The organism is Micromonospora parastrephiae, assembly GCF_016802865.1.
In the GTDB taxonomy this organism is placed as follows: domain Bacteria; phylum Actinomycetota; class Actinomycetes; order Mycobacteriales; family Micromonosporaceae; genus Micromonospora; species Micromonospora parastrephiae.
Genome location: NZ_JAEVHM010000013.1, coordinates 1 through 22392, shown reverse-complemented (window position 1 = coordinate 22392; position 22392 = coordinate 1). Strand labels below are relative to the sequence as shown.

Genomic DNA, 22392 nt, shown 5'->3' with positions numbered 1-22392 from the left:
CCGTCGGGCCACCCCACTTTCTGAGGTGACAACTGATGAGACAGCGAGCAATGTGGTCGGCCGCCCTCGTCGTGGGACTGGCCCTGGCCGGCTGTGGAAGTGCCACCGGCTCGGGTTCGTCCTCGGGCGGCTCGGACGGCAAGCTGGTGGTGTGGGACTGGAAGTCCGGCGAGGCTTTCGCCGCATCGTACCTGGAGAAGGCGAAGGCCGACTTCAAGAAGAAGCACCCCGACGTGGCGGTTGAGTTCGTCGCGCAGCCCTTCGACCAGTACTACACGTTGCTCGGTGCGGCGATCCAGTCCGGCAAGGGCCCGGACGTCATGCTGTTCAACGGCGGTGGCCAGATCCGCGACCGGGTGGACGCGCTCGTGCCGCTCGACGACTACGTGGCCGACGACAGGCAGCGGCTGGCCGGTTGGGACGCGTTCACCAAGGACGGCAAGGTCTACGCCGGCCCGGTGACGTTGCAGGGTCACCCCATCTACTACAACAAGGAGCTCTACCGGAAGGCCGGTCTCGACCCGGCGAACCCGGCCAGGACGTGGAACGAGTTCGTCACCGACTGCGCCGCCATCGCCAAGGCCGGCGCGAAATGCTTCGCCCTCGGCAACAAGGAGGGCGTCGGCATCCAGTTCTGGCTCTCGATCATGGCGTCGGCCACCCTCACCGCGCAGGAGTACGACGACTGGGTCGCCGGGAAGCGCGACTGGAACTCGCCCAACGTCAAGCGGATCTTCCAGCTCTGGAAGGAGGCCGGCGACGCGGGTATGAACAGCGACGGGGCCAACTCGACCGCGATGTTCAACGACTCCTTCGCCATCTTCCAGTCCGGCAAGGCCGCCCACGTCATGGGTCTGATGTCGGACGTGGGTCACTGGCAGGACTTCACCGAGTTCCTGACCGCCGAGAAGCTCGGCGTCATGGACGCTCCGGTCGTCACCGCCGGCACCACCCCGAGTCTGCCCTTCGACGGTGGCATCGGCTACGGGGTCGCCAAGTGGACGAAGGACCCGAAGGTGGCCGCCGACCTGGTGCGTTCCCTGACCTCGACCGACGCGCTGAAGGCCTTCTACGCCGATGCCGGCGCGATCGCCGCCGACACCACGATCGACGTGTCGCAGGGCGGCCCGGCCGTGACCACGATCGTCTCCGAGATCAAGAGCGGTAAGCCCGCACTGCACGTGGCGCTGTCCTCGAAGACGCTGGACCTGATGGGGCGGCTCTCCCAGCAACTGCTCAGCGGGTCGATCACCGTCGACGAGGTGGTGAAGCAGCTGGCCACCTCCGACCAGGCGGGCTGAGCACGTGCCGATCGGAAACACGCAGCCGTCGGTCCGTCCGGCTCAGGCCGGACGGACCGGCGGGGTGGCGGTCACCTCGTCGGCGCGGGACGGTGGTCATCTCCGTCGCGCCGGCGGCGGTCTGCGGGCCGAACGCCTCGCCCCCTACGTCCTGGTCGCTCCGGCCGTTCTGATCATCGTGCTGCTGCGGCTCTACCCGTTGCTCCTCGGCGTCAACTTCTCCTTCACCGGCGACGGTGAGCAGAACGGGACGGCGGTCGGGTTCGACAACTACCGCGAGCTGTTCGCCGACCCGCTGTTCCGGACCGCGCTGAGCAACGTCGGACTGCTGGTGCTGCTGCTGCCGGTGGCGGTGGCGATTCCCGGTCTGCTGGCCACGTTCATCTACCTGCGGGTGCCCGGCCACCGCTTCTACCGCAGCGTCTACTTCTTCCCCGCGGTGCTCTCCCCGGTCATCGTCGGTGCGATCTTCAACCTGCTGCTCGCCTTCGACGGCCCCCTCAACGCCGTCCTCGGGGCGGTCGGCGTCGGCCCGGTGGACTGGCTCGGTGACTCGGACATCGCGAAGTTCATGGTGGTCGGTGTGCACATCTGGGCCACCTTCGGCATGGCACTGGTGGTGTTCCTCGCCGGGTTCGCCACTCTCGACGCCGCGCTTCTCGACGCCGCCCGGGTGGACGGGGCGTCGTTGCCCCAGGTCATCCGGCATGTGATCGTCCCGAGTCTCTCGCGCACCATCCAGTTCGTCTTCGTGACCACGATGATCGGGATGCTGACCTCGATGTTCGGGCTGCTCTTCGTCATGACCAGCGGTGGACCGGAGGGGTCGACGTACCTGCCGGAGTACTACATCTGGATCCAGCAGGGCCAGATGAACCGTCCGGCTCTCGCGTCCGCCGCGTCGACGATCCTCTTCGTGATCATGCTCGTCGTCGGGTTGTTGCAAATCAAGCTGCTCGAACGATCCGGGAAGGAGGACTGATGTCTCGCCTCCGCCTGGGACGGTGGCTGGTCGCCATCCCCATGTCGCTGCTCGCTCTGGCGACGATCTACCCCCTGCTGTTCACCGCCAACGTCGCGATGAAGACGCGCCGGGACTACATCCTCGACCGGTTCTCTGTGACCGACGCCCTGCGCTGGGAGAACATCGACACGGCCTGGAACAGCGTCGGCATGGGCCGCTACTTCGTCAACTCGCTGCTCGTGGTGACGTCGTCGGTGGTCCTGCTGCTGCTGCTCGGGTCGATGGCCGGCTTCGCCCTGAGCCAGTTGCGGTTCCGCGGCTCGTCGGCGTTGTTCCTGGGCTGCCTCGCGGGACTCTTCATCCCGTTCCAGGTGATCATGGTGCCGCTTTCCCGGATCATGGCCGACACCGCGCTCATCGACACGTACCCCGGTCTGGTCCTGGTCTACGTGGCCCAGTTCCTGCCCTTCACCGTCTTCCTGATGACGAGCTACTACAGGGGCATCCCGCCGGAGATCGTCGACGCCGCCCGGATCGACGGCAACACGGTGTACGGCGTGTACCGGCGGATCATGTTGCCCCTGGGAACCCCGGCGCTGCTGTCGGTGGGCATCCTCAACACCCTGTTCTGCTGGAACGACGTCCTCATGGCGCTGGTGATGATGCCTTCGGCCGATCACCGGACGCTCATGATCGGTGTGACCTCGTTGCGGGGCCAGTACTCCGACAACATCCCCACCTTCGCCTCCGGGGTGCTGATCGCCGCCATACCTGTCTTGTTGGTCTACCTGTTCCTCCAGCGCCAAATCGCCGACGGCGTCGCCGCCGGTTCCACGAAGGGTTGACATGCGGATCACGGGATATCGGACGCTCACCACGGTCCAGGAATGGGGGCGGCCCGTCGGCGATGCCAACGGGGTGTTCGCCGACGGGGTGGTTCCGGTCTCGATCGTCGTGGTCGATACCGACGAGGGCATCTCGGGAGTCGGCCTCGGGCCGCACGTCGAGATCGAGCGGATCTTCGCAGCGATCGAGGGCGAAGACCCCCGCGCCGTGACGACCCTGTACGACCGCATGTTGCGGCACACCTTCAAGGCGGGCCACGCGGGCCCGGTGTTCGGCACCATCGGCGCCCTGGACACCGCACTGTGGGACATCAAGGCGCAGGCTGCCGGCGAGCCGCTGTGGCGGCTGCTGGGCGGAAGTGACCGACGGGTTCCCGCCTACGCGTCCGGCCTGGACATCGGGCTGACCGACGACGAACTCGTCGCGGAGTACGAGGTCTACGCCAGTCACGGCCTGCGGGCCGCGAAGCTCAAGGGCGGCCTCGACATCGAGCGCGACCGGCACCGCCTCGGTCTGGTCAGAGACGTGCTGACCGAGGCCGGGAACGGCCGGCGGCCGGGTCTGATGCTCGACGTGAACGAGGCGTGGACCCGCAAGCAGGCCGTCCGGCACGTCTGCGAACTGGAACGCACCCTGGACCTCATCTGGATCGAGGAGCCGGTCCGGCGCTGGGACGCCGAGGGCCTCGCGGCGGTCAGCCGAGGAGTGTGCGCGTCGGTCGCCACCGGGGAGAATCTCACCGGTCTCGAACAGTACCGTCCGCTGATCACCGCCGGCGCGGTCGACATCGTCCAGATGGCGGCCGTCTGGGGGGTCACCCACTTCCTGCGGGCATCGGCCCTGGCGCATGCCTACGACCTGCCGGTCAGCCCGATCGGCAACAGCCCGGTCGGGCTGCTGCACGCGGCGACGTCGGTGCCGAACCACCTGACCAGCGAACTACAGGACCTGCGCCCACCGGTCGGCGTCTCCGTCGACCTGCACGTCGAGGATGGCGCGTTCGTCCTCGGCGACTCGCCCGGGCTGGGTGTCCGGGTCGACGAGGAGCGGATCCGGACGGCCAACCGCCGGCCGCAGGCGCAGACGGCCGACAGCCCCAACGTCCGGCCGGAGCGGGCCGGACGGCGGCTGCTGGCCGGCGTCGACGGCATCTCCGCCCGGAAGGTCCCCGTGGTGCCGCTCAACTCGCACAACGAGGTGTCCTCCACCGCACGCCACTGACAAGGCGTGAGCTGACCACCAACACAGGGGAGCGTGGGTGCACCGCCACGGCGGTGCACCCACGACCATGCCCGGTCGGGGCGAACGACGTACCGACCGCCGAGACGGAGGATCGATGAGAGCAGTCGTCTACCAGGGAGCGCGGCACCTCCGGGTCGAGGAACGCGACCCGGAGGCACCGGGTCCCGGCCAGGTGCGTATCGAGGTGGCCTACACCGGGATCTGCGGCACCGACCTGCACATCTTCCACGGAGACATGGACGCGCGGGTCGGCGCTTCGGCGATCATCGGACACGAGATGTCCGGGCGGATCGCGGCCGTCGGCGAGGACGCCAACGGCTGGGCCCTCGGCCAGGCCGTCACCGTGATGCCGACCCGACCGTGCGGACGGTGCGCCGCCTGCCGGCGCGGGCTCTCCCACATCTGCCACGCCATGAACTTCCTCGGCATCGACTCACCAGGCGCCATGCAGTCCTCGTGGACCGTGCCGACGGAGCTGGTCCTGCCGCTACCCCCGGAACTGCCGCTGGACCACGCGGCGCTCATCGAGCCGGTCGCGGTCGCGGTGCACGACGTCCGGCGGGGGAACGTGACCGCCGACGACCAGGTGGTCGTGGTCGGCGGTGGACCCGTCGGGGTCCTCATCGCCACCGTCGCGCAAAACCGTGGCGCGCGCGTGCTCCTCGTCGAACCGGACCCGTTCCGCCGCGACGTCGCGGCCAGCATCGGGGTCGAGGCCGTCGATCCGGGAACGACCGACGTCGTGGCGCTGGTCGACGACCGGACCGACGGCGCGGGCGCCGACGTCGCCTTCGAGGTCTCCGGCTCAGCCGCCGGTGTCGCCACGGCGGTCGACGTCCTGACCACCCGGGGCCGACTGGTGATGGTGGCGATCCACCCTCAGCCCCGCGAGGTCAACCTGCACCGGTTCTTCTGGCGCGAACTGGAGCTCCTCGGTGCCCGTCTCTACCAGCGCGACGACATGGTGGAGGCGATCGGCCTGGTCGCCTCCGGCGTCATCCCGGCGCGGCAGCTCATCTCCCGGGTCGAGCCCGTCGAGGCGGCCGCCGCCGCGTTCACGGCGCTGGAGGGCGGCGGCGTGATGAAGGTGCTGCTCGATCTGCGGGAGGGCAACCGATGACGACCCTGTTCGACCTGACCGGGCGGACCGCCGTCGTGACCGGGGCCCGGCGCGGAATCGGCCTCGCGATGGCCGAGGCGCTGGCCCTGGCCGGTGCCGACATCGTCGGCGTCTCCGCTCAGCTCGAAGCGGACGGGAGTGAGGTCGAACGCCGGGTGCGTGCCGCCGGCCGTCGGTTCACCGCGCTGCGGGCCGATCTCGCCGACCGGGCGGCCGTGCACCGGTTGGCCCGGGACGTCACCGCACTCGGGCCCATCGACATCCTGGTGAACAACGGCGGCACGATCGCCCGCACCCCTGCCGTCGACCACCCGGACCAGATGTGGGACCACGTGATCGAGGTCAACCTGAGCAGCCAGTTCGTGCTGAGCCGGGAAATCGGCCGGACGATGGTCGAGCGCGGCCATGGGAAGATCATCTTCACCGCGTCGCTGCTGAGTTTCCAGGGCGGCATCACCGTTCCCGGTTACGCGGCGTCGAAGTCGGGCGTGGCCGGGCTCACCCGGGCGCTGGCGAACGAGTGGGCGGGCCACGGGGTGAACGTCAACGCCATCGCCCCCGGCTACATCGCCACCGACAACACCCAGGCGCTGCGTGACGACCCGGACCGCGAACCGGCGATCCTCGCCCGGATCCCGGCGGGCCGGTGGGGTCGCGCGGACGATCTCGGCGGCGCCACGGTGTTCCTGGCGTCGGCCGCCTCGGACTACGTGAACGGAATCGTCCTGCCCGTCGACGGCGGCTGGCTCGGCCGATGACGAACGGGCAGACACCCGGGCGGTCCGCCGACCACGTTCGACCGGGACCGGCCTCGACGTCACCCTGCCGCAGACGGTGACGCCCCGGTCGACCGGCTCCGTTTCGTCGGACGCCGGTCCCGACCGTGGCTGGCTACCGCGGTGGCCGCGGTTGCGTCACGCCAGGGTGAACCGCCACTGCTGGTTGGCGGCACTGTGGCAGGTCCACTGCACCAGGCGCGCGCCGTCGGTGGTGGCGGCGCCGTTGACGTCCACGCAGAGCCCGCTGAGCACGTTGCGCACCGTGTACACCCCGGACGTCCCCGTGGCCGTCGTGGTGAACTTCTGCTGGTTGCTGTTGTTGCAGGTGGCCTGCTGGAGGAAGGCACCCGCCGCGGTCGAGCCGCCGATCACCTCGACGCACTTGCCGCTGTGGACGGCCTTGAGGTAGACCGCACCGCTACCAGCGTCGACGGCCTGCCACTTCTGGTTGTTGCCACCGGTCGCCGCCCACTGGTTGATCTGAGCGCCGTCGGCGGTGGAGACGCCGCTGACGTCCATCAGCTTTCCGCTGTGCTGCGCCGTGACCGTCCAGGTCCGGCCCGCCAAACCGCCGTCGGTGCTGGGTACGCCGACGCCGGCGCCGCCGAAGGTGTGCGAGTCGAGGTCGAACCAGTTGGCCGTGCTGCCCTTGAACACCATGTAGAGCGTCTGTGTCCCGGCGAGAGCGGAGACGCTGACCGGTGGCGTGGACTGGTAGTTGTCCCAACCACCGGTGCTGGGCACCGGTGTGGTGGCCAGCAGGGTGCCGGTCGGCGAGCCGGCGCGCAGCTCGATCGAGCCGCCACCGGACGGCGACGACAGCCGGTAGCTGACGTTCGTGATGCCCGACAGGCTCATCGGCGTGAACGCGATCCAGTCGTTGTTGGAGATGTCTCCGACCCGCTTGCCGCTCTCCGCGCCGGCCTGCTCGACGACCCGGACACCGGACTGGCTGCTGAAGTACTCGGCCTGCTTGTGCTTCGGTTGGAGGATCACCTGCGCGGTACCGGTGAGCGGGGCCGCACCGCCGCTGCCCCCGTTGTCGGTGTACCGCGCGTTCAGCACGTAGAACAGGTTGGCGCCGTCGGGGTGCCCGCCGAGCAGGTCGGTGGAGATGGTGCCCGAGCAGCCCGGGTACTCGGTGGTCTCGTGCGCGTGGTCGTCGTGACCGAGCGCCGGGTTGAGGAACACCTTGGTGCAGTCGATGGCGGCGCCCCCCGGGTCGGAGACGGTGATCTGGTACGGCACCCGGTCACCGAAGGTGAGCATGCCACCGTTGCCCGGTGTGGTGATGGTGACGACCGGGGCGGTGTTGCCGACGGTGATCTGGACGTTGGCGAAGCCCGTCTTGCCGGTGTTGTCGGTGACCTTCAACTGCGCCGTGTAGTTGCCGTTGGCGGTGTAGACGTGGGACGGGTTGGCCGCTGTCGAGGTGGTGCCGTCGCCGAACGTCCACTGGTAGCTGAGCGTGTTGCCGGGGTCCGGGTCGGCCGTGCCCGCACTGCTGAACTGGACGGTGAGCGGAGCACTGCCACTGGTGGGCGTACCGGTGGCCTTGGCGATCGGCGACCGGCCGCCCTGGATGTAGTCGATCCGGTAGAGCCCGGAGTCGCTGTTGCCGCCGCCGAAGTTGGTGCCCCACTCCAGCAGGTAGAGCGAGCCGTCCTTGCCGAACTCCATGTCCATCGGCTTGTTGAACCGCCCCGCCGGCAGGAACGGGTTGGTACGTGTCACTGCCGTTGCGGAGTCGAAGTGCACCTCCTTGACGTAGCTGCGCGACCACTCGTAGAAGAAGTGGACGCCGTCGTAGTAGGGCGGGAACTTCGTCGCGGACGGGTTCGCCGCGTCGTACCGGTAGACCGGACCGCCCATCGGCGCCGAGCCGCCGGAGCCGAGCTCCGGGAAGGTCGGTGAGGTGCCGTAGCCGTACCAGATGTTGGGTGCGACGACCGGCTTCAGGTTGACCAGGCCGGTGTTGTTGGGCGAGTTGTTGACCGGTGCGTTGCAGTTGAACTTCGCGCCGACGACGCCGGTGTCCGGGTTGAACGGCGCGTAGGGCTGGTTGTCGCCGTGGCAGAACGGCCAGCCGTAGTTGCCGGGCGACTTGATCACGTTCAGCTCGACCAGGCCCTCGGGGCCGCGGTTGGTGGTCGGTGGGTTGCGGTCCGGCCCGTAGTCGGCCAGGTAGACCCAGCCGTTGGCCGGGTCGATCGAGAAGCGGAACGGGTTGCGGAAGCCCATCGCGTAGATCTCCGGCCGGGTCTGCGCCGTACCCTGGGGGTAGAGGTTGCCCGTCGGGATGGTGTAGCTGCCGCTGGCTCCGGGGCGGATGCGGAGCAACTTGCCGCGCAGGTCGTTGGTGTTGCCGGCGGTCCGGGCGGCGTCCAGGTTCGACTTGCCCGACCGCCAGTCCAGCGGGGCGTAACCCTGCCAGTTGGGGTCGAGGTTCGGCGGCGTGTCGTCACCGGTGCCGATGTAGAGGTTGCCGTCCGGTCCGAACTCGATGTACCCGCCGGTGTGGCCGGGCTCCGGGAAGGTGCGGTCCCGGTACGCGGGGATGTCGATGATCGTCACACCGCTGGACATGTTCAGCGTGTCGCCGGTGAGCGTGTAGCGGGAGACGCGGTTGACGTCAGTCGTGCTGCTCGCCGGCGAGTGGTACAGGTACACGTACCCGTTGCTGGCAAAGTTCGGGTCCAGCGCCATGCCGGTGAGACCGTCCTCGCCGCCGGTGTAGACGCTCAGCGTGCCGGCGGTCACGGTGCTGTTGGTGGACGGCTTGAAGATCTTCACCTGTCCGCCGCGCTGGACGTAGATGACCCGTCCGTCCGGTGCCACGGCCAGCGCCATCGGGTCGACGGTGTTGTCGTCGAGGGTGCGCTTCTCGAAGTTGCCCCACACCGTGCCGCCGCAGTCTCCGGGGGCGTTGCCGGCGGCCCACCGGACGCCACCGAGGACGTGGTTGCGGAAGTTCGTCTCGCTGTAGGAATCGATCGCGTGGCCCATCGCGGTGGCCCACACTCGTCCGCCGCCCGCGTTGCGGCACCACGAGATCGGGTGGTCCGGGCCCATCGCCCGGGATCCCGGGTTGTACGTGCGCTCGTCGGCGGTCACCAGGACGTGCACGTTGCCGCGCGGGTTGGTGTCGAAGTTGTACCACTCCTCGCTGCGGTTCCAGCGGTCCGGCAGGCCAGTCGTCGACGGGTGCTGCTTGTCGGCGACGATGGCGGTGCCGGGCAGCACGCCGGGGGAGTGCTCGGGCATGTGGGCGCCGCCGTTGACGGTCTGGTCCCACCACGGGTACTCGGCCTCGATACCCATGTCGGTGGCGTTGTGGACGCCGACGATGCCCTTGCCGCTGGCGAGGAAGCCCTCCACGGCCTGGCGTTGGGCCGCCGAGGTCCAGACCATGCCCGAGGTCTGGAACATGATGAGGACGTCGAAGGTCGCGAGGTTGGCCGGGGTGAAGACGCTCGCGTCCTCGGTCTGCACCAGCTCGAAGTTGTTCGCCGCCGCCTGCTGCTGGAACATCGCGATCCCGGCGGGGATCGAGTCGTGCCGGTAGCCGGCGGTCTTGGTGAACAGCAGGGCGCGGAAGGCGGGGGCCGCCGACGCGGGTGGTGCGAGTCCGAGCGCCAGCAACAGGCCGGCGATCACTGAGATGAGCAATGTGTTGCGACGCATGCCGTCTCCTAGGTTGGGCGAGCGTAGGGATTGCGACCACGGGCCCCACGCTGCGTCAGGTTGTGCCTGGACGCGTGAGTGGGCACGAGCGCGCGCTGGGCTGTCCTCGTGCCGTTCGCCGAAACGGCAGTTAGACCGGCAGGACGTCACACAGCGTGATGATGGCCGTGGTTCTCGTCTCGGGGCCCACGAGGTCAGGATGAACTAGAGATAGATGTCTGTCAATCAACGTACGTAACGTCCGATGTCCTGCCCGGTGGACGACGGCCGTGGTCGGCTCCCTTGCTGCGGTGACGCTGCTGATCAAGGGCCGGCCTGGCAGTCGGCCTCGATCGAGGATTGCGGACCCGCATTCAAACATCTATCTTCATACGTGTGATGTTTCGCCGATGTCAAGAGAATGTTTTCGACGCGCGAACGTAAGCCGCCGCTGTTCCTACGAAAGTTTGATGTCCAGCGTCCCGAAGTCGCCGTAGTGTGGCATTGAATCTTGTCAATAACTACTGTCTGTGAGGGCTTTCGGGATGTCAGACCCACCGCCGACGCCGCTTCTCACCCTTCGGGGCATCGGCAAGTCCTTCCTCGGGGTACGCGTTCTCGACGGTGTCGACCTCGATGTCGCGCCCGGCGAGGTCCATGCCGTCGTCGGTGAGAACGGGGCCGGTAAGTCCACCCTCATGAAGATCGTGTCGGGCGGGTACGCGCCCGACGAGGGCAGCGTCGAACTCGCCGGTGAACCACGGGTGTTCCGTGGACCGCGTGACGCGCAGCGGGCCGGAGTCGGCATCATCCACCAGGAGTTCAACCTGCTCCCGGAGCGCACTGTCGCGGAGAACGTCTACCTGGGGCACGAGCCGGTCCGCCGCGGGCTGGTCGATCGTCGGGGAATGCTCGACCGCACCAGCCGCCTGCTCGCCTCGATCGGGGAGACCGCCCTGCCGGCCGACGCCCGGGTGGGCCGACTCGGTGTCGCGCAGCAGCAGGTCGTCGAGATCGCCAAGGCGCTCGCCCTGGACGCACGCCTGCTCATCATGGACGAGCCGACCGCGTCGCTGGCCGACCACGAGGTCGAGCTGCTCTACGGGCTGGTGCGCCGACTCCAGGAGCGGGGCATCGGCCTGTTGTACGTCTCGCACCGGCTCGCGGAGGTCTTCGACCTGTCCACGCGGATCACGGTCCTCAAGGACGGCCGCCGGGTCACCACCGTGAACACCGCCGACACCACTGCCGACGAGCTGGTGCGGCACATGGTCGGCCGGGAGCTGTCCAGCTACTACCCCGACCGGGCCGGTCCCGACGACCTCGGCCCGGTGCGACTCGCCGTCCGCGACGCGGGCAACCGGAAACTACGTGGCGTCGACCTTCAGTTGCGCGCCGGCGAGGTGCTCGGCATCGGCGGCCTCCAGGGTTCCGGGCGGTCCGCACTGGCTCGCGCGCTTTTCGGCGTGTCCCCGTTCACGACCGGTGACGTCACGCTCGACGGCAGACCGGTACGGCTGCGCTCCCCACGCACCGCGATGCGGGCCGGCATCGCCTACGTGACCGAGGACCGCAAGGGCGAGGGCATCGTGCCCCGGCAGTCGGTGCTCGACAACGCGCTGCTCGCCAGCCGGGCTGTCTTCGCGGCCCGGTCCGGCCGTGCCAACCGGACGGCTCGGGTCCGTGAGCTGCTCGCCGCCGTGGAGGTCCGCGCCGCCGGTGACGACCAGGAGATCCGCTTCCTCTCCGGCGGCAACCAGCAGAAGGTCGTTCTGGCCCGATGGCTCGCACTCAGCCCGCGGATCCTGCTCTTCGACGAACCGACCCGGGGCATCGACGTGGGAGCGAAGTCGGCCATCCACGATCTCGTCCGCCGCCTGGCCCGCGACGGCGCGGCCGTGCTGATGATCTCGTCCGACCTGCCGGAACTGTTGGGGATGAGCGACCGGATCGTCGTCATGCGCGACGGCCGGATCGCCGGCGAGCTGCCCGCCGGCGCGACCGAGGAGGGTGTCGTCGCCCTGGCGGTCGGCGCCGTACGGGAGGTGGCCGCGTGAGCGCGAGGAGTGAGTCGGGTTTGCGAGCCCCGCAGTCGCGAACGGAGATGGCTCAGTGAGCGCGAGGAGTGAGTCGGGTTTGCGAGCCCCGCAGTCGCGAACGGAGATGGCTCAGTGAGCGCCCTGTCGCTCCTGCCGGCCCGACGCCCCGTACCGGGCGTGTTCGTGGCCCTCACCCTCACTCTCGCGGTCGGTTGGCTGGTCGTCCTGGTCGACGGCGGTCAGCTGTTCAACCAGTCCACGACAGTCAGCCTGCTGCACGTGGCCGCGGGCCTCGGGCTCGTCGCCGTCGGTCAGACCCTGGTCATCCTCGGCGGCTCGCTCGACCTCTCCGTCGCGTACGTGATCAGTCTCAGCACCCTGGTCGCGGCCGAGACGATGAACGGCAGCGACGGCGCGCTGGTGCCGGCGATCGGCCTGGCGCTCGCCGTCAGCGCCGGCGTGGGGCTGGTCAACGGGTTGCTCGTCACGAAGTTCCGGGTCAACGCGTTCATCGCGACCCTCGGCGTCGGGTTGCTGCTCAAGGGGTACCTCGACAGCGGGTACGACGGCCCGGCCGGCACCACCTCGCCCTCCCTCGTGCAGTCCCTCGGCTACCAGCGGATCGGTCCGGTGCCACTGTCGTTCGTCCTGCTGGTCGCCGTGACCGGGGCGGCCTGGTTCGCGCTGTCGCGGACCCGCTTCGGCCACCACCTGGTCGCCGTCGGCGGTGATCCGGAGGTCGCCCGGCTCTCCGGCGTCCGCAACGACCGGGTCCTCGTCACCGCCCACGTGCTGTGCTCGCTGTGTGCCGGCCTCGCCGGGATCTACCTCGCCAGCCGACTCGGCTCGGGCGCACCACGGGTGGGCACCGAGGGCCTGTACGACCTGGAGTCGATCGCCGCGGTGGTGATCGGCGGTACCGCCCTCGCCGGTGGGCGCGGCGGCGTCGTCGGCACCGTCGGTGGGGTGCTGCTGCTCGCCAGCATCGACGCCATCTTCAACCAGCTCGAGGTCGACGCCTTCTTCAAGCAGGTGATCAGGGGCGCCATCATCATCGCCGCGGTCGCCGTCTACGCCCGCCGGGCCCTGCGAAAGGCGGCGTCCTGACCATGCAGACCGTCCAGCGCCGTCCGCTGTGGCTGCCCCGCACGCACGTTCGTCCCGGCGGGGTCCTGCCGATCCTCACGATCCTCGCGGTGCTGCTGGTGCTCGTCGGCTTCCGGCAGCCCGACTTCCTCGACCCGCCGTCGTTGATGTCGTTCCTCGGCCGTTCGGCGCCGATCATCCTGCTCGCCGCGGGCCAGTACTTCGTGATCGTCGCCGGCGAGTTCGACCTCTCCGTCGGCTCGCTGGTCACCGCGCAGGTGGTCGTCGCGCCCGGCTGATCGACGGCGATCCGACGCGCACCTGGCCGGTGGTGCTGCTCCTGCTCGCCTTCGGGGCGGTGGTCGGGCTGGTCAACGGTCTGATCACGACGCGACTGCGGGTGCCGTCGTTCATCACCACCCTCGGCATGTTCCTGATCCTCGTCGGCGCGGTGTACCTGTGGTCCGACGGTGCCCCGAAGGGTGGCCTCTCCGAGGAGTTCCGGCGGTTCGGCCGGCGGGCCGTCGAGGACGTGCCGGTGCTCGGCCGCCTGCCGTACGCCCTGTTGGTCCTGCTGGTCCTCGCGGCGCTCGCCGTGCTGCTCATGCGGTCCGACTTCGGCCGGACGCTGGTCGCCGTCGGCGACAACCCGCGCACCGCCGAGCTGAGCGGGGTACGGGTCTGGCGTACCCGGACCATCGCCTTCATCCTCAGCGGCCTCGCGGCGGCGGTGGCGGCGATCCTCCTGGGCGGCTACAGCGGGGTGTCGTTCCAGGCCGGCGCGGGCCTGGAGTTCGGTGCGATCACCGCGGTCGTCCTCGGCGGCGTCGCGTTGGGCGGAGGTCGCGGCTCCGTCGTCGGGGCGATGCTCGGCGCGCTGACCCTCGAACTGCTGTTCGCCCTCATGAATTTCTATGGCGTCTCCGGCGCCCTCAGGTCGACCGTCCAGGGCGCGATCATCCTGCTCGCCGTGGCGGTCTCGGCAACCCGTTCTTCGTCGAGATAGGGGAAAACATAGTGCGACGTTCCATGGCGGCGCTGGCCGCCGTCACCCTGCTGTCCCTCACCGCCTGCGCCACCGACGAGCCGGCGGCGGGCCCCTCGGACAGTGCCCCGGCCGCCGGGTCGGGCACCGGGGAGCAGTCGAAGTTCTTCGTGCAGGCCGACTACGACGCAGAGCTCGCGCTGCTCGACGCGGCCGCGACCGGCCCGGCCGAGAAGCCGTGGGAACAGGTGCTCAACCCGACGATGGTGGACACCGCCAAGTTCAAGAAGAGCGGTCCACACAAGATCTGCTTCTCGAACGCGGCCCTGAACAACCCGTGGCGGCAGGTCGGGTTCAAGACCATGCAGGCCGAGGTCGAGGCGCAGCGCAGTCGCATCAAGGAGTTCGTGCACGTCGACGCCGAAGGTAAGGACCAGAAGCAGATCGCGGACATCAACGACCTGCTCGGCAAGGGCTGCGACGCACTCATCGTCTCGCCGAACACCACCGCCACGCTCACGCCGGCCGTCGAGGCGGCCTGCCAGGCGGGGCTGCCGGTCGTCGTCTTCGACCGTGGCGTCAACACGAAGTGCCCGGTGACGTTCATCAACCCCATCGGCGGCTACGGCTTCGGCCACGTCGGCGCCGAGTTCGTCAGCCAGCGGATGAAGCCCGGCGGGAAGGTCCTCGCCCTGCGGATCCTGCCCGGCGTCGACGTTCTGGAGACCCGCTGGTCGGCGGCGAAAATGGCGTTCGACAAGGCGAAGGTGGACGTCGTCGGGGTCGAGTTCACCGACGGCGACCCGGCCAAGACAAAGAAGATCGTCGACGACTACATCCAGCGGTACGGCAGCATCGACGGCGTCTGGATGGACGCCGGAGCGGTCGCCGTCGCGGCGGTCGAGGCGTTCCAGGACGCGGGCAAGCCCGTGCCACCGATCAACGGCGAGGACCAGCTCGACTTCCTGAAGATCTGGAAGGACAAGAACCTCACCGCGATCGCGCCGACCTATCCGACCTACCAGTGGCGTACGCCGATCATCGCCGCGCTGCGGATCCTCGACGGTCAGCAGGTGTCCAACCCCTGGAAGCTGCCCCAGCCGACCATCACCCAGGACAACCTGGACCGGTATCTCGACGCGAACATGCCGCCGCTGCACTACGCGATGTGCGGCTGCACCGACCTGCCCGGTTACCCCCAGCGCTGGAAGTAGGTTCCGGTGTACGCCATCGGCGTCAACCCCTGGGTGTGGGCCTCGCCGGTCGACGACGAGGCCCTCGCCGAGCTGATCCCACGGATCGCGTCGTTCGGCTTCGACGCGGTCGAACTGCCGATCGAGCAGCCCGGCGACTGGGATCCGATCCGTACCCGGGATCTGCTGGCCGCGCACGGCCTCGTCGCGGCCGGCGTGTGCGCGGTCACCCCGCCCGGTCGGGACCTGGTGGACGCCGCCCCGGCCGTCGTGGAGTCGACCGTCGCGTACCTCATGGGATGCGTGGCGAGCGCGGCGGCCGTCGGCGCGCCGTGTGTCGGCGGTCCCGTGTACGCCGCGGTTGGCCGCACCTGGCGGATGTCACCGACGGCCCGCGCGGCCTGCTACGCGGACTTCCGGCGGGCCTTGGCGCCGGTGGCCGAGCAGGCCGGCGAGTGGGGCGTCAGCATCGGTGTCGAGGCGTTGAACCGCTACGAGACGAGCGTCGTCAACACCGTCGAGCAGACCGTCGAGCTGATCGACGGTCTGCCGCCGAACGTCGGCATCATGATCGACACCTATCACATGAACATCGAGGAGGCCGATCCCTACGCGGCCCTCTCCGTCGCTGGCCAGCACATCAAGCACGTCCAGGTCAGCGGCACCAACCGGGGCGCTCCCGGCGCGGACCACTTCGACTGGCCCCGCTTCTTCACCTTCCTTCGGAACACCGGCTACCAGGGCGCGGTCTGCATCGAGTCGTTCACGGCGGAGAACGAGACCATCGCCACCGCCGCGTCGATCTGGCGGCCACTGGCCTCCTCGCAGGACCGTCTCGCCACTGACGGCCTGCGCTACCTCCGGGAAGTGCTCGCGTGACCCGCCGCCGCGCTCCGAACCCGCCTCGTCGAGGCGCGGCACCCGCATCCCTCTCACGTCAGGAGAACAGTTCCGTGCCCGTCCCGTCCCCATCGTCCCCACGCCGGTTGCTGGCCGGCGCCGCGGCGACAGCGTTGACCGCTCTGGTCGCCGTGACCGCCTCGGCGTCCCCGGCACTCGCGGCCACCACCACCCTCTACGCGTCACCCTCCGGCACCGGCTCCACCTGCACCGCCAGCCAACCGTGCTCCCTGACCGCCGCGCAGGCCGCGGTACGGACCCGAAACGCGGCGATGTCCGGTGACATCGTCGTGGAGTTGGCCGACGGCGCGTACCGCCTGTCCGCGCCGCTGCGACTGACCGCGGCCGACTCCGGCAACAACGGCTACCAGGTGATCTGGCGGGCGGCCGCCTCGGCCCGTCCGACGATCACCGGCGCCCGGGCGGTCACCGGTTGGTCGCTCGTCGACTCCGGGAAGAACATCTGGCGGGCCAACGTCGGAGCGGGGCTCGACAGCCGTCAGCTCTACGTCAACGGCGCCGTCGCCACGCGGGCGCGTACCGCCGTGAACCGGTCCGACTTCACCTTCACCACGACCGGCATGCGGTTCAGCAACAGCGCGCTCAGCTACCTCAACAACCTGGGTAACCAGAACCGGGTCGAGGTGGAGAGCGTCGGCTCGTTCACCGACCGGTACTCGCCCGTGCAGAGCATCAGCGGGAATTTCCTCACGATGCAGCAGCCCGCCTGGAACAACAACACGTTCGGGTTCGACACGCTGTCCCGCCCGCACCGCGCGGGTCCGTTCTACCTGGCCAACGCCTACGAGTTCCTGGACTCGCCGGGGGAGTGGTATCTCAATCCGGGCAGCGGCCAGCTCAACTACATCCCGCTCGCCGGGCAGAACATGAGCAGCGTCAGCGTGGAGCTGCCGCAGTTGCAGTCCCTGGTCAACGTCGGCGGCACCTACGACGCGCCCGCGCACCACATCTCGTTCAGCGGGATCACCTTCACCGGCACCAGCTGGCTCGGCCCCAGCAGCAGCAACGGCTTCGCCGACCAGCAGACCGGCGCGCACATCACCGGCACCTGGGCCCGCCCGTCCGACGCGCTGACCTCCTGCCAGGAGGGTTGCCCCCTGTTCGAGGCCACCCGGCCGCAGTGGAACCAGATGCCCGCCGCCGTGCAGGTCTCCGCCGCCAACACCATCACCTTCAGCGACTCCCAGTTCGTCAACCTCGGGCAGACGGCCATCGGCATCGGCAACGACGCCAACGCCCACGCCAGCGGCGTCGGCCTGGGAGCCAGCAACATCACCGTCACCCGCTCCGAGATCGCCCGCAACTCCGCGGGTGGCATCGTGGTCGGCGGTGTGCGCGCCGATGCCCACCACCCCGGTGACCAGCGGATGGTCAACCGCAACATCACCGTCAGCAACAACCGGGTGCACGATCTCGGCCTGGAGTACCGGGGCGTCGTCTCGATCCTGACGACCTACGTCAACACCTCGCTGGTCTCGCACAACGAGGTCTACAACATGCCGTACACCGGCCTGTCGGTCGGCTACGGCTGGGGCGCCAACGACGCCGGCGGCAGCCAGCACTACGCCGACCGGGGCCTGTACAACTACCAGCCGCGGTACTCGACGGCCACGACCGCGGCCAACAACCAGGTCATCGGCAACTACGTGCACGACGTCATGCAGCAGATGACCGACGGCGGATGCATCTACACGCTGTCGGCGAACCCGGGCGGAACCATCAACGAGAACTACTGCCTGCGGACCAACGGCTGGTTCGGGCTCTACTTCGACGAGGGCTCGCGCTACTACACCGCCCGCAACAACGTGTTCTCCTCCACCGGCACCTGGGCCACCGCCAACTACTGGTTCGCGGAGAACATGGGCAACTTCACCGTCACCAACAACTGGTCGACCAACGGCAGCACGAACGTGACCAACGGCGACCGCGGCAACGTCGTCAACGGAAACGTCACGGTCGCCAACGGCAGTTGGCCGTCGGGCGCGCAGACGGTGATCAACGCCGCCGGCGTCCAGAGCGGCGGCAGCACCAACCCGCAGAACGTGCAGATCGTGGGGGTCCAGTCGGGCCGCTGTGCCGAGATCGGCGGGTCCAGTACCACCAACGGCACCCAGGCCCAGCTGTGGGACTGCCTCGGCGCACCAACCAGCGGTGGACCTCGACCGCCAGCCGGCAGCTCATGGTCTACGGCACCAAGTGCCTGGACGCCTCCGGGCAGGGCACCAGCAACGGCACCACGGTGGTGATCTGGGACTGCAACGGCCAGGCCAACCAGCAGTGGGCCATCAACGCCAACGGCACGATCACGGGTGTGCATTCGGGTCTCTGCCTCGACGCGAACGGCGCCGGGACGGCGAACGGCACGAAGCTCATCCTCTGGTCGTGCAACGGAGGCACGAACCAGCAGTGGCAGCTGCGTAGCTGAGCCGGGGGACGCCCGCCCGGCTCGCGCCGGGTGGGCGTCCCGTCCCACCTGCGGCCTATCCGCCCAGCGCTGTCACGCCGGCGCTCGCCGTGGCCACGGACAAACCGGTGTCGGCCCGGTACCGCACGGGGATGGGGTCGGTGAGTTCGCCGACGAACGCCCCGTCGACATGGTCGAGGAAGCCGAGCAGGGACCAGCCGTCGGCGGGACCGGCGACCAGCCGGGGCGCGTACAGGTGCGGGTGGGTGAACGGTCGGGCGGACGCGACGTCCCACGGGCCGCGCACGGTCTCGCCGGTCGCCACCCAGATCCGGTGGTCGTCGCGCCGAGCGCTGGCGGTGGCGTCGGTGGAGAACAGCAGCAGTGGCTGACCATCGACGACCGCGACCTGGGGCACCTCGAGGTGACCGAATCCGGCCGGTGTCGACAGCGGTGGCCGCACGGTCCAGTTCAGCAGGTCGGGGGATGTGGCATGGCCGACCACGCCCCGGGTGTTCGTCGGACCGGTGTTGGCGCGGGCGGTGATGAGCATGTGCCAGCCCTCGCCGTCGGGGTCGGGGAAGACCCACGGGTCGCGCCATGCCTGCTCGTACCACAGGTCCGTGTCGAGGAGCTCGTACCAGGTCGGGTCGGCCTGCACGATCGGCTCGGTGCCGTGGCGGTGCCAGGTGGTCAGGTCGTCGGAGACGGCCACGCCGATGCGCTGGACGAGTCCGCCCTCGGCGTGACCGACGCCGGTGTAGAACAGGTACCACCGTCCGTCCGGGCCGCGGACCGTGCAACCGGTCCAGGTCGCCAGGTCGTCCCAGCCGGGAGCGTCGGCGGGGACCACCGCGTCGGCGACCAGGCGCCAGGAGCGCAGGTCGGTGGAGACGGCGTGGCCGATCGTGGCACGGCGGTGGCGGCGGTGCGGATCGTGCAGGGCGCGCGACGCGCGGAGGAAGAAGACGTGCCAGAGGCCGTCGTCGTCCCGCGCGTACCAGCTGTCCCACACCCAGTGGTCGGCTAGACGAAGCATGGCGGGAACCTAACACTAAATCGTTTTAGCCAGCGAGAGCGGCGGAAGGCCCCGACGCCCGTGGGTGGGTTCTATCCGGCCGGAGGCGCGAGGGACCTGCGTCGGCGCAGTGGCATCGGCACCAGCACGGGGCCAGCCGCGGCGCCGTCCAGGAGCAACTCGACCGCGCGCCGTCCCATCTGTTCGTGCGGCAGCGCGGTGGTGGCCAGGCTCGGACGCAGCCACGCGGCGATCGGATCGTCGTCGAACGAGATCACCGAGATGTCGTCCGGGACGGTCAGCCCGGCCTCGCCGAGCGCCTGGTAGGCGCCGAAGGCCAGGCGGTCGTTCATGCAGATGACCGCGCTGGGTCGGGGCGACCGGTTGAGGAGCCCGCGCATCGCGGCGTAGCCGTGTTCGGGTAGCCACTCCGTGCAGAAGCTCTCCGCCAGCAGGGTGACGCCGGCTTCGCCCAGCGCCTGCCGGATACCGCGCAGGCGGGCCTCGGCGGCGAGCGACACCTCCGGATCGCCCTCCTTGAGGCGGTTGCGACCGATGAGGGCGATCCCGTCGCGGTGGCCGTGCTCGAGCAGGGCGGCGGCGACCGAACGACCGGCCCGGTCGTCGTCGGGGAGCACGCACGGCAGGTCGTCGGCGCTGGTGGCGTTGAGCAGCACCACCGGACCGCCCAGGATGGCCGGGGGCACCGTCAGCCGGCGGGTCGCCATCGCGGCGTAGATCACGCCGTCAACCTGCCGGTCGAGCATCGCCTCGATGGCGTACTGCTCGAACGTCGCATCGCCCTGGGTCTCGGTGATGAGCAGCACGTGGTCCCGTTCCCGAGCGGCGTCGAGTGCGCCCCGGATCAGGTCACCGGCGAACCGGGTGGTGGCGACGATGTCGGAGACGAACGCGATGGTCGCGGTCTTGCGGGTACGCAGGCTGCGCGCGGCGACGTTGGGCCGGTAGCCGAGCTCCTCCGCCGCGGCGAACACACGCTGGTGCGCGTCGGCCGAGAGGCGGGTGCCCTCCCTGCCGTTGAGCACCATCGACGCGGCGGTCTTGGACAGCCCCGCTCGCCGTGCGACGTCGGCCAGGGTTGCTCTGTTGCGGCCCATCAGTCCTCCGAATCGGGCGCGGTGCCACGGGCGCCGCTCCTGCCCATCATGATGCGTCGGCGCCCGGCGACACGTCCGGCGGGGTGTGAACCGGGTGTTTCCGGACCGTTGCCAACTTGTCCTTGACAGCTTCCGGTGCCACGCGCATGCTCTGCTAAATCAGTTTAGCGACCACTTTTGGCGCGCCGAGAGGTGCCATCGGTCGCCGCGTTCGGTCAAGGCGGACGGCACGTGTGCTGCGGCAGCGCGACCGGTCGCGACATTCACATCGTGGCTGCTCGCCCGGCCGCGGTGATCCCGGTGAAACCGTCGCGCGGCCAGGGGCCGCGCGACGCGTGGAGGAGTCAAGGAGTCGTGAAGTGGCAGAAATGTTGACCAGGTTCCCGCGACGTCGGATGGCGATCCTCGCCCCGCTGCTCGCCGTCGGGATGGCCGCGACGGCCTGCAGCGCGCCAGGCGCGGACAGGTCGTCGACCGCGACGTCCGACGCGGTCGTCAAGACGGAACTCGGGACGGCGCCGATCACCCTGGAGATGTACGCCGAGACCGGCTTCCCGCTCGCCAAGGCGCTGGCCGACGAGTTCTCCAAGCAGCACTCGAACGTCAAGTTCAACATCCGCGAGGACCAGTTCACGGTGATCGTGGAGAACGCGCCGCGGGTGATGGCCTCGGACAACTCGCCCGACATCATCCGGCTCCCCACCATGGTCGACCTGGTCAAGGACGACCTGCTCAAAAACCTCGACCCGTACTTCACCGCGTACGGCTGGGACAAGTTCCCCGCCTCCCAGCTCATGCAGTTGCGGGTCGGCGAGAACACCCGGGGCACCGGCGCTCTGTACGGCATGGGGCTCGGCTACAGCGTGACCGGCGTCTTCTACAACAAGAAGCTGGCCAGCCAGGTCGGCATGACCCGGCCGCCGGCCACCGTCGCCGAGTTCGAGCAGCTCCTGGCGAAGGCGAAGACCAGCGGAGTCCAGCCCATCGTGCAGTTCAACAAGAACACCGCCGGCATCAACTTCCCGCACCAGGCGTTGCAGAACCAGTTCGGCGATCCGACCCAGGTCGCCGACTGGATCTTCCAGAAGCCGGGGGCCACGTTCGACACCCCGGCCGCGTTGAAGGCCACCCGGACCATCCAGAAGTGGGCCCAGGCCGGCTACTTTCCGAAGGACGCCAACGCTCTGGACTACGCCGGCATGGTGGGGGAGTTCCAGAAGGGCAACGGCCTGTTCATGTTCAACGGCGACTGGGAGTCGGCCAACCTCGACAAGTCGATGCCCGGCAACGTGGGCTTCTTCCTGTTCCCCGCCGAAACCGCCGGTGGAAAGCACGTCGCCATGTCCGCCCCGAACACCTTCGGCGTCTCCGCGAAGGCCAAGCACCCGGACGCCGCCGCCTACTTTCTGAACTGGGCCCACACCAACGCCAAGGCGCGCGAGATCGCGGTCACCGTCGGCGGGTCCAGCCCGGGCGGGCCGAGCGACCTCCCGGTGCCGGCCGCCGCCCCGAACAGCGTGCTGGCCGAGACGCTGAAGGCGTCGCAGCAACTCGGCGCGGAGAACGGCGCGGTGGACTTCACCGCGAACGCCACCGGCGGCATCTTCGCCGCGGCGAGCCACCGGTGCGCGAGCTGGGCGCACTCGTTGCCGGGCGCCCACAGCCAGGCGTCGATGATGTCCTCCGCCGACTTCGACAGTTTCGGCGCCCGGG

16 protein-coding genes and 1 pseudogene are annotated in these 22392 nt (G+C 69.3%); 14 read left to right on the top strand and 3 right to left on the bottom strand.

The genetic code is table 11. The features are described from left to right. The first annotated feature begins 35 nt into the window (after window positions 1–35). The 6 genes from JNW91_RS05135 (at window position 36) to kduD (ending at window position 6231) form a co-directional block, all read left to right on the top strand. Entirely contained in the window at window positions 36–1301 is a 1266-nt protein-coding gene (locus JNW91_RS05135) for an ABC transporter substrate-binding protein (protein WP_203173778.1), read from the top strand. 4 nt (window positions 1302–1305) lie between these two features. Beyond that, on the top strand, window positions 1306–2283 hold the full coding sequence (locus JNW91_RS05130; protein WP_203173777.1) for a carbohydrate ABC transporter permease: 978 nt from the start codon (window positions 1306–1308) through the stop codon (window positions 2281–2283). Next, a complete protein-coding gene (locus JNW91_RS05125) occupies window positions 2283–3110 on the top strand; it encodes a carbohydrate ABC transporter permease (RefSeq protein ID WP_203173776.1) in 828 nt (275 codons plus the stop codon). Before JNW91_RS05130 ends, JNW91_RS05125 begins: the two co-directional genes overlap by 1 nt. A 1-nt stretch (window position 3111) precedes the next feature. Continuing rightward, window positions 3112–4332 carry a mandelate racemase/muconate lactonizing enzyme family protein gene (locus JNW91_RS05120; protein ID WP_203173775.1) on the top strand — a complete coding sequence of 407 codons (1221 nt, stop codon included), beginning with the start codon at window positions 3112–3114 and terminating at the stop codon, window positions 4330–4332. A 115-nt stretch (window positions 4333–4447) separates the two neighbouring features. After that, entirely contained in the window at window positions 4448–5473 is a 1026-nt protein-coding gene (locus JNW91_RS05115; RefSeq protein ID WP_203173774.1) for a zinc-dependent alcohol dehydrogenase, read from the top strand. Then, window positions 5470–6231, top strand: coding sequence for a 2-dehydro-3-deoxy-D-gluconate 5-dehydrogenase KduD (gene kduD / locus JNW91_RS05110; RefSeq protein ID WP_203173773.1), 762 nt, complete (start codon window positions 5470–5472; stop codon window positions 6229–6231). Before JNW91_RS05115 ends, kduD begins: the two co-directional genes overlap by 4 nt. Window positions 6232–6387: 156 nt before the next feature. Here the strand turns inward: kduD and JNW91_RS05105 are convergent, their stop codons facing one another. Further along, a complete protein-coding gene (locus tag JNW91_RS05105; RefSeq protein WP_203173772.1) occupies window positions 6388–9936 on the bottom strand; it encodes a ThuA domain-containing protein in 3549 nt (1182 codons plus the stop codon). Window positions 9937–10460: 524 nt separating this feature from the next. Between JNW91_RS05105 and JNW91_RS05100 the strand changes: the two genes are divergently transcribed. The 7 genes and pseudogenes from JNW91_RS05100 (at window position 10461) to JNW91_RS33830 (ending at window position 18564) form a co-directional block, all read left to right on the top strand. Then, a complete protein-coding gene (locus JNW91_RS05100) occupies window positions 10461–11972 on the top strand; it encodes a sugar ABC transporter ATP-binding protein (protein WP_203173771.1) in 1512 nt (503 codons plus the stop codon). Between the two features lie 114 nt (window positions 11973–12086). After that, a complete protein-coding gene (locus tag JNW91_RS05095; protein ID WP_203173770.1) occupies window positions 12087–13061 on the top strand; it encodes an ABC transporter permease in 975 nt (324 codons plus the stop codon). A 2-nt stretch (window positions 13062–13063) separates the two neighbouring features. Next, on the top strand, window positions 13064–13339 hold the full coding sequence (locus JNW91_RS31870) for a hypothetical protein (protein WP_238424387.1): 276 nt from the start codon (window positions 13064–13066) through the stop codon (window positions 13337–13339). Window positions 13340–13368: 29 nt separating this feature from the next. Next, the gene (locus JNW91_RS05090; protein ID WP_309244242.1) at window positions 13369–14046 is read left to right on the top strand and encodes an ABC transporter permease; all 678 of its coding nucleotides are present in this window, start codon (window positions 13369–13371) and stop codon (window positions 14044–14046) included. 11 nt (window positions 14047–14057) lie between these two features. Further along, window positions 14058–15239: a substrate-binding domain-containing protein gene (locus JNW91_RS05085; RefSeq protein WP_309244241.1), complete on the top strand. Its 1182-nt coding sequence runs from the start codon at window positions 14058–14060 to the stop codon at window positions 15237–15239. Between the two features lie 6 nt (window positions 15240–15245). Then, window positions 15246–16097 carry a sugar phosphate isomerase/epimerase family protein gene (locus tag JNW91_RS05080; RefSeq protein WP_203173769.1) on the top strand — a complete coding sequence of 284 codons (852 nt, stop codon included), beginning with the start codon at window positions 15246–15248 and terminating at the stop codon, window positions 16095–16097. A gap of 293 nt (window positions 16098–16390) precedes the next feature. Then, window positions 16391–18564: pseudogene (locus JNW91_RS33830) on the top strand (RICIN domain-containing protein). 55 nt (window positions 18565–18619) lie between these two features. Here JNW91_RS33830 and JNW91_RS05070 read toward each other — a convergent pair. Further along, complete coding sequence (locus JNW91_RS05070; protein ID WP_203173768.1) at window positions 18620–19582, bottom strand: family 43 glycosylhydrolase; 963 nt, start codon at window positions 19580–19582, stop codon at window positions 18620–18622. A gap of 71 nt (window positions 19583–19653) precedes the next feature. After that, the gene (locus JNW91_RS05065; protein WP_203173767.1) at window positions 19654–20679 is read right to left on the bottom strand and encodes a LacI family DNA-binding transcriptional regulator; all 1026 of its coding nucleotides are present in this window, start codon (window positions 20677–20679) and stop codon (window positions 19654–19656) included. A 368-nt stretch (window positions 20680–21047) separates the two neighbouring features. On the opposite strand from JNW91_RS05065, the gene JNW91_RS05060 reads away from it, so the two are divergent. Then, the coding region (locus tag JNW91_RS05060) for an ABC transporter substrate-binding protein (RefSeq protein WP_238424392.1) at window positions 21048–22392 on the top strand (1345 nt) is incomplete at its 3' end.

What these genes read in the sequence shown, in the direction of transcription:
- JNW91_RS05135 (WP_203173778.1), top strand. Translation starts at nt 36, where the DNA reads ATGAGACAGCGAGCAATGTGGTCGGCCGCCCTCGTCGTGGGACTGGCC.
- JNW91_RS05125 (WP_203173776.1), top strand. Translation starts at nt 2,283, where the DNA reads ATGTCTCGCCTCCGCCTGGGACGGTGGCTGGTCGCCATCCCCATGTCG.
- JNW91_RS05120 (WP_203173775.1), top strand. Translation starts at nt 3,112, where the DNA reads ATGCGGATCACGGGATATCGGACGCTCACCACGGTCCAGGAATGGGGG.
- JNW91_RS05115 (WP_203173774.1), top strand. Translation starts at nt 4,448, where the DNA reads ATGAGAGCAGTCGTCTACCAGGGAGCGCGGCACCTCCGGGTCGAGGAA.
- kduD (WP_203173773.1), top strand. Translation starts at nt 5,470, where the DNA reads ATGACGACCCTGTTCGACCTGACCGGGCGGACCGCCGTCGTGACCGGG.
- JNW91_RS05105 (WP_203173772.1), bottom strand. Translation starts at nt 9,936, where the DNA reads ATGCGTCGCAACACATTGCTCATCTCAGTGATCGCCGGCCTGTTGCTG.
- JNW91_RS05100 (WP_203173771.1), top strand. Translation starts at nt 10,461, where the DNA reads ATGTCAGACCCACCGCCGACGCCGCTTCTCACCCTTCGGGGCATCGGC.
- JNW91_RS31870 (WP_238424387.1), top strand. Translation starts at nt 13,064, where the DNA reads ATGCAGACCGTCCAGCGCCGTCCGCTGTGGCTGCCCCGCACGCACGTT.
- JNW91_RS05070 (WP_203173768.1), bottom strand. Translation starts at nt 19,582, where the DNA reads ATGCTTCGTCTAGCCGACCACTGGGTGTGGGACAGCTGGTACGCGCGG.
- JNW91_RS05065 (WP_203173767.1), bottom strand. Translation starts at nt 20,679, where the DNA reads ATGGGCCGCAACAGAGCAACCCTGGCCGACGTCGCACGGCGAGCGGGG.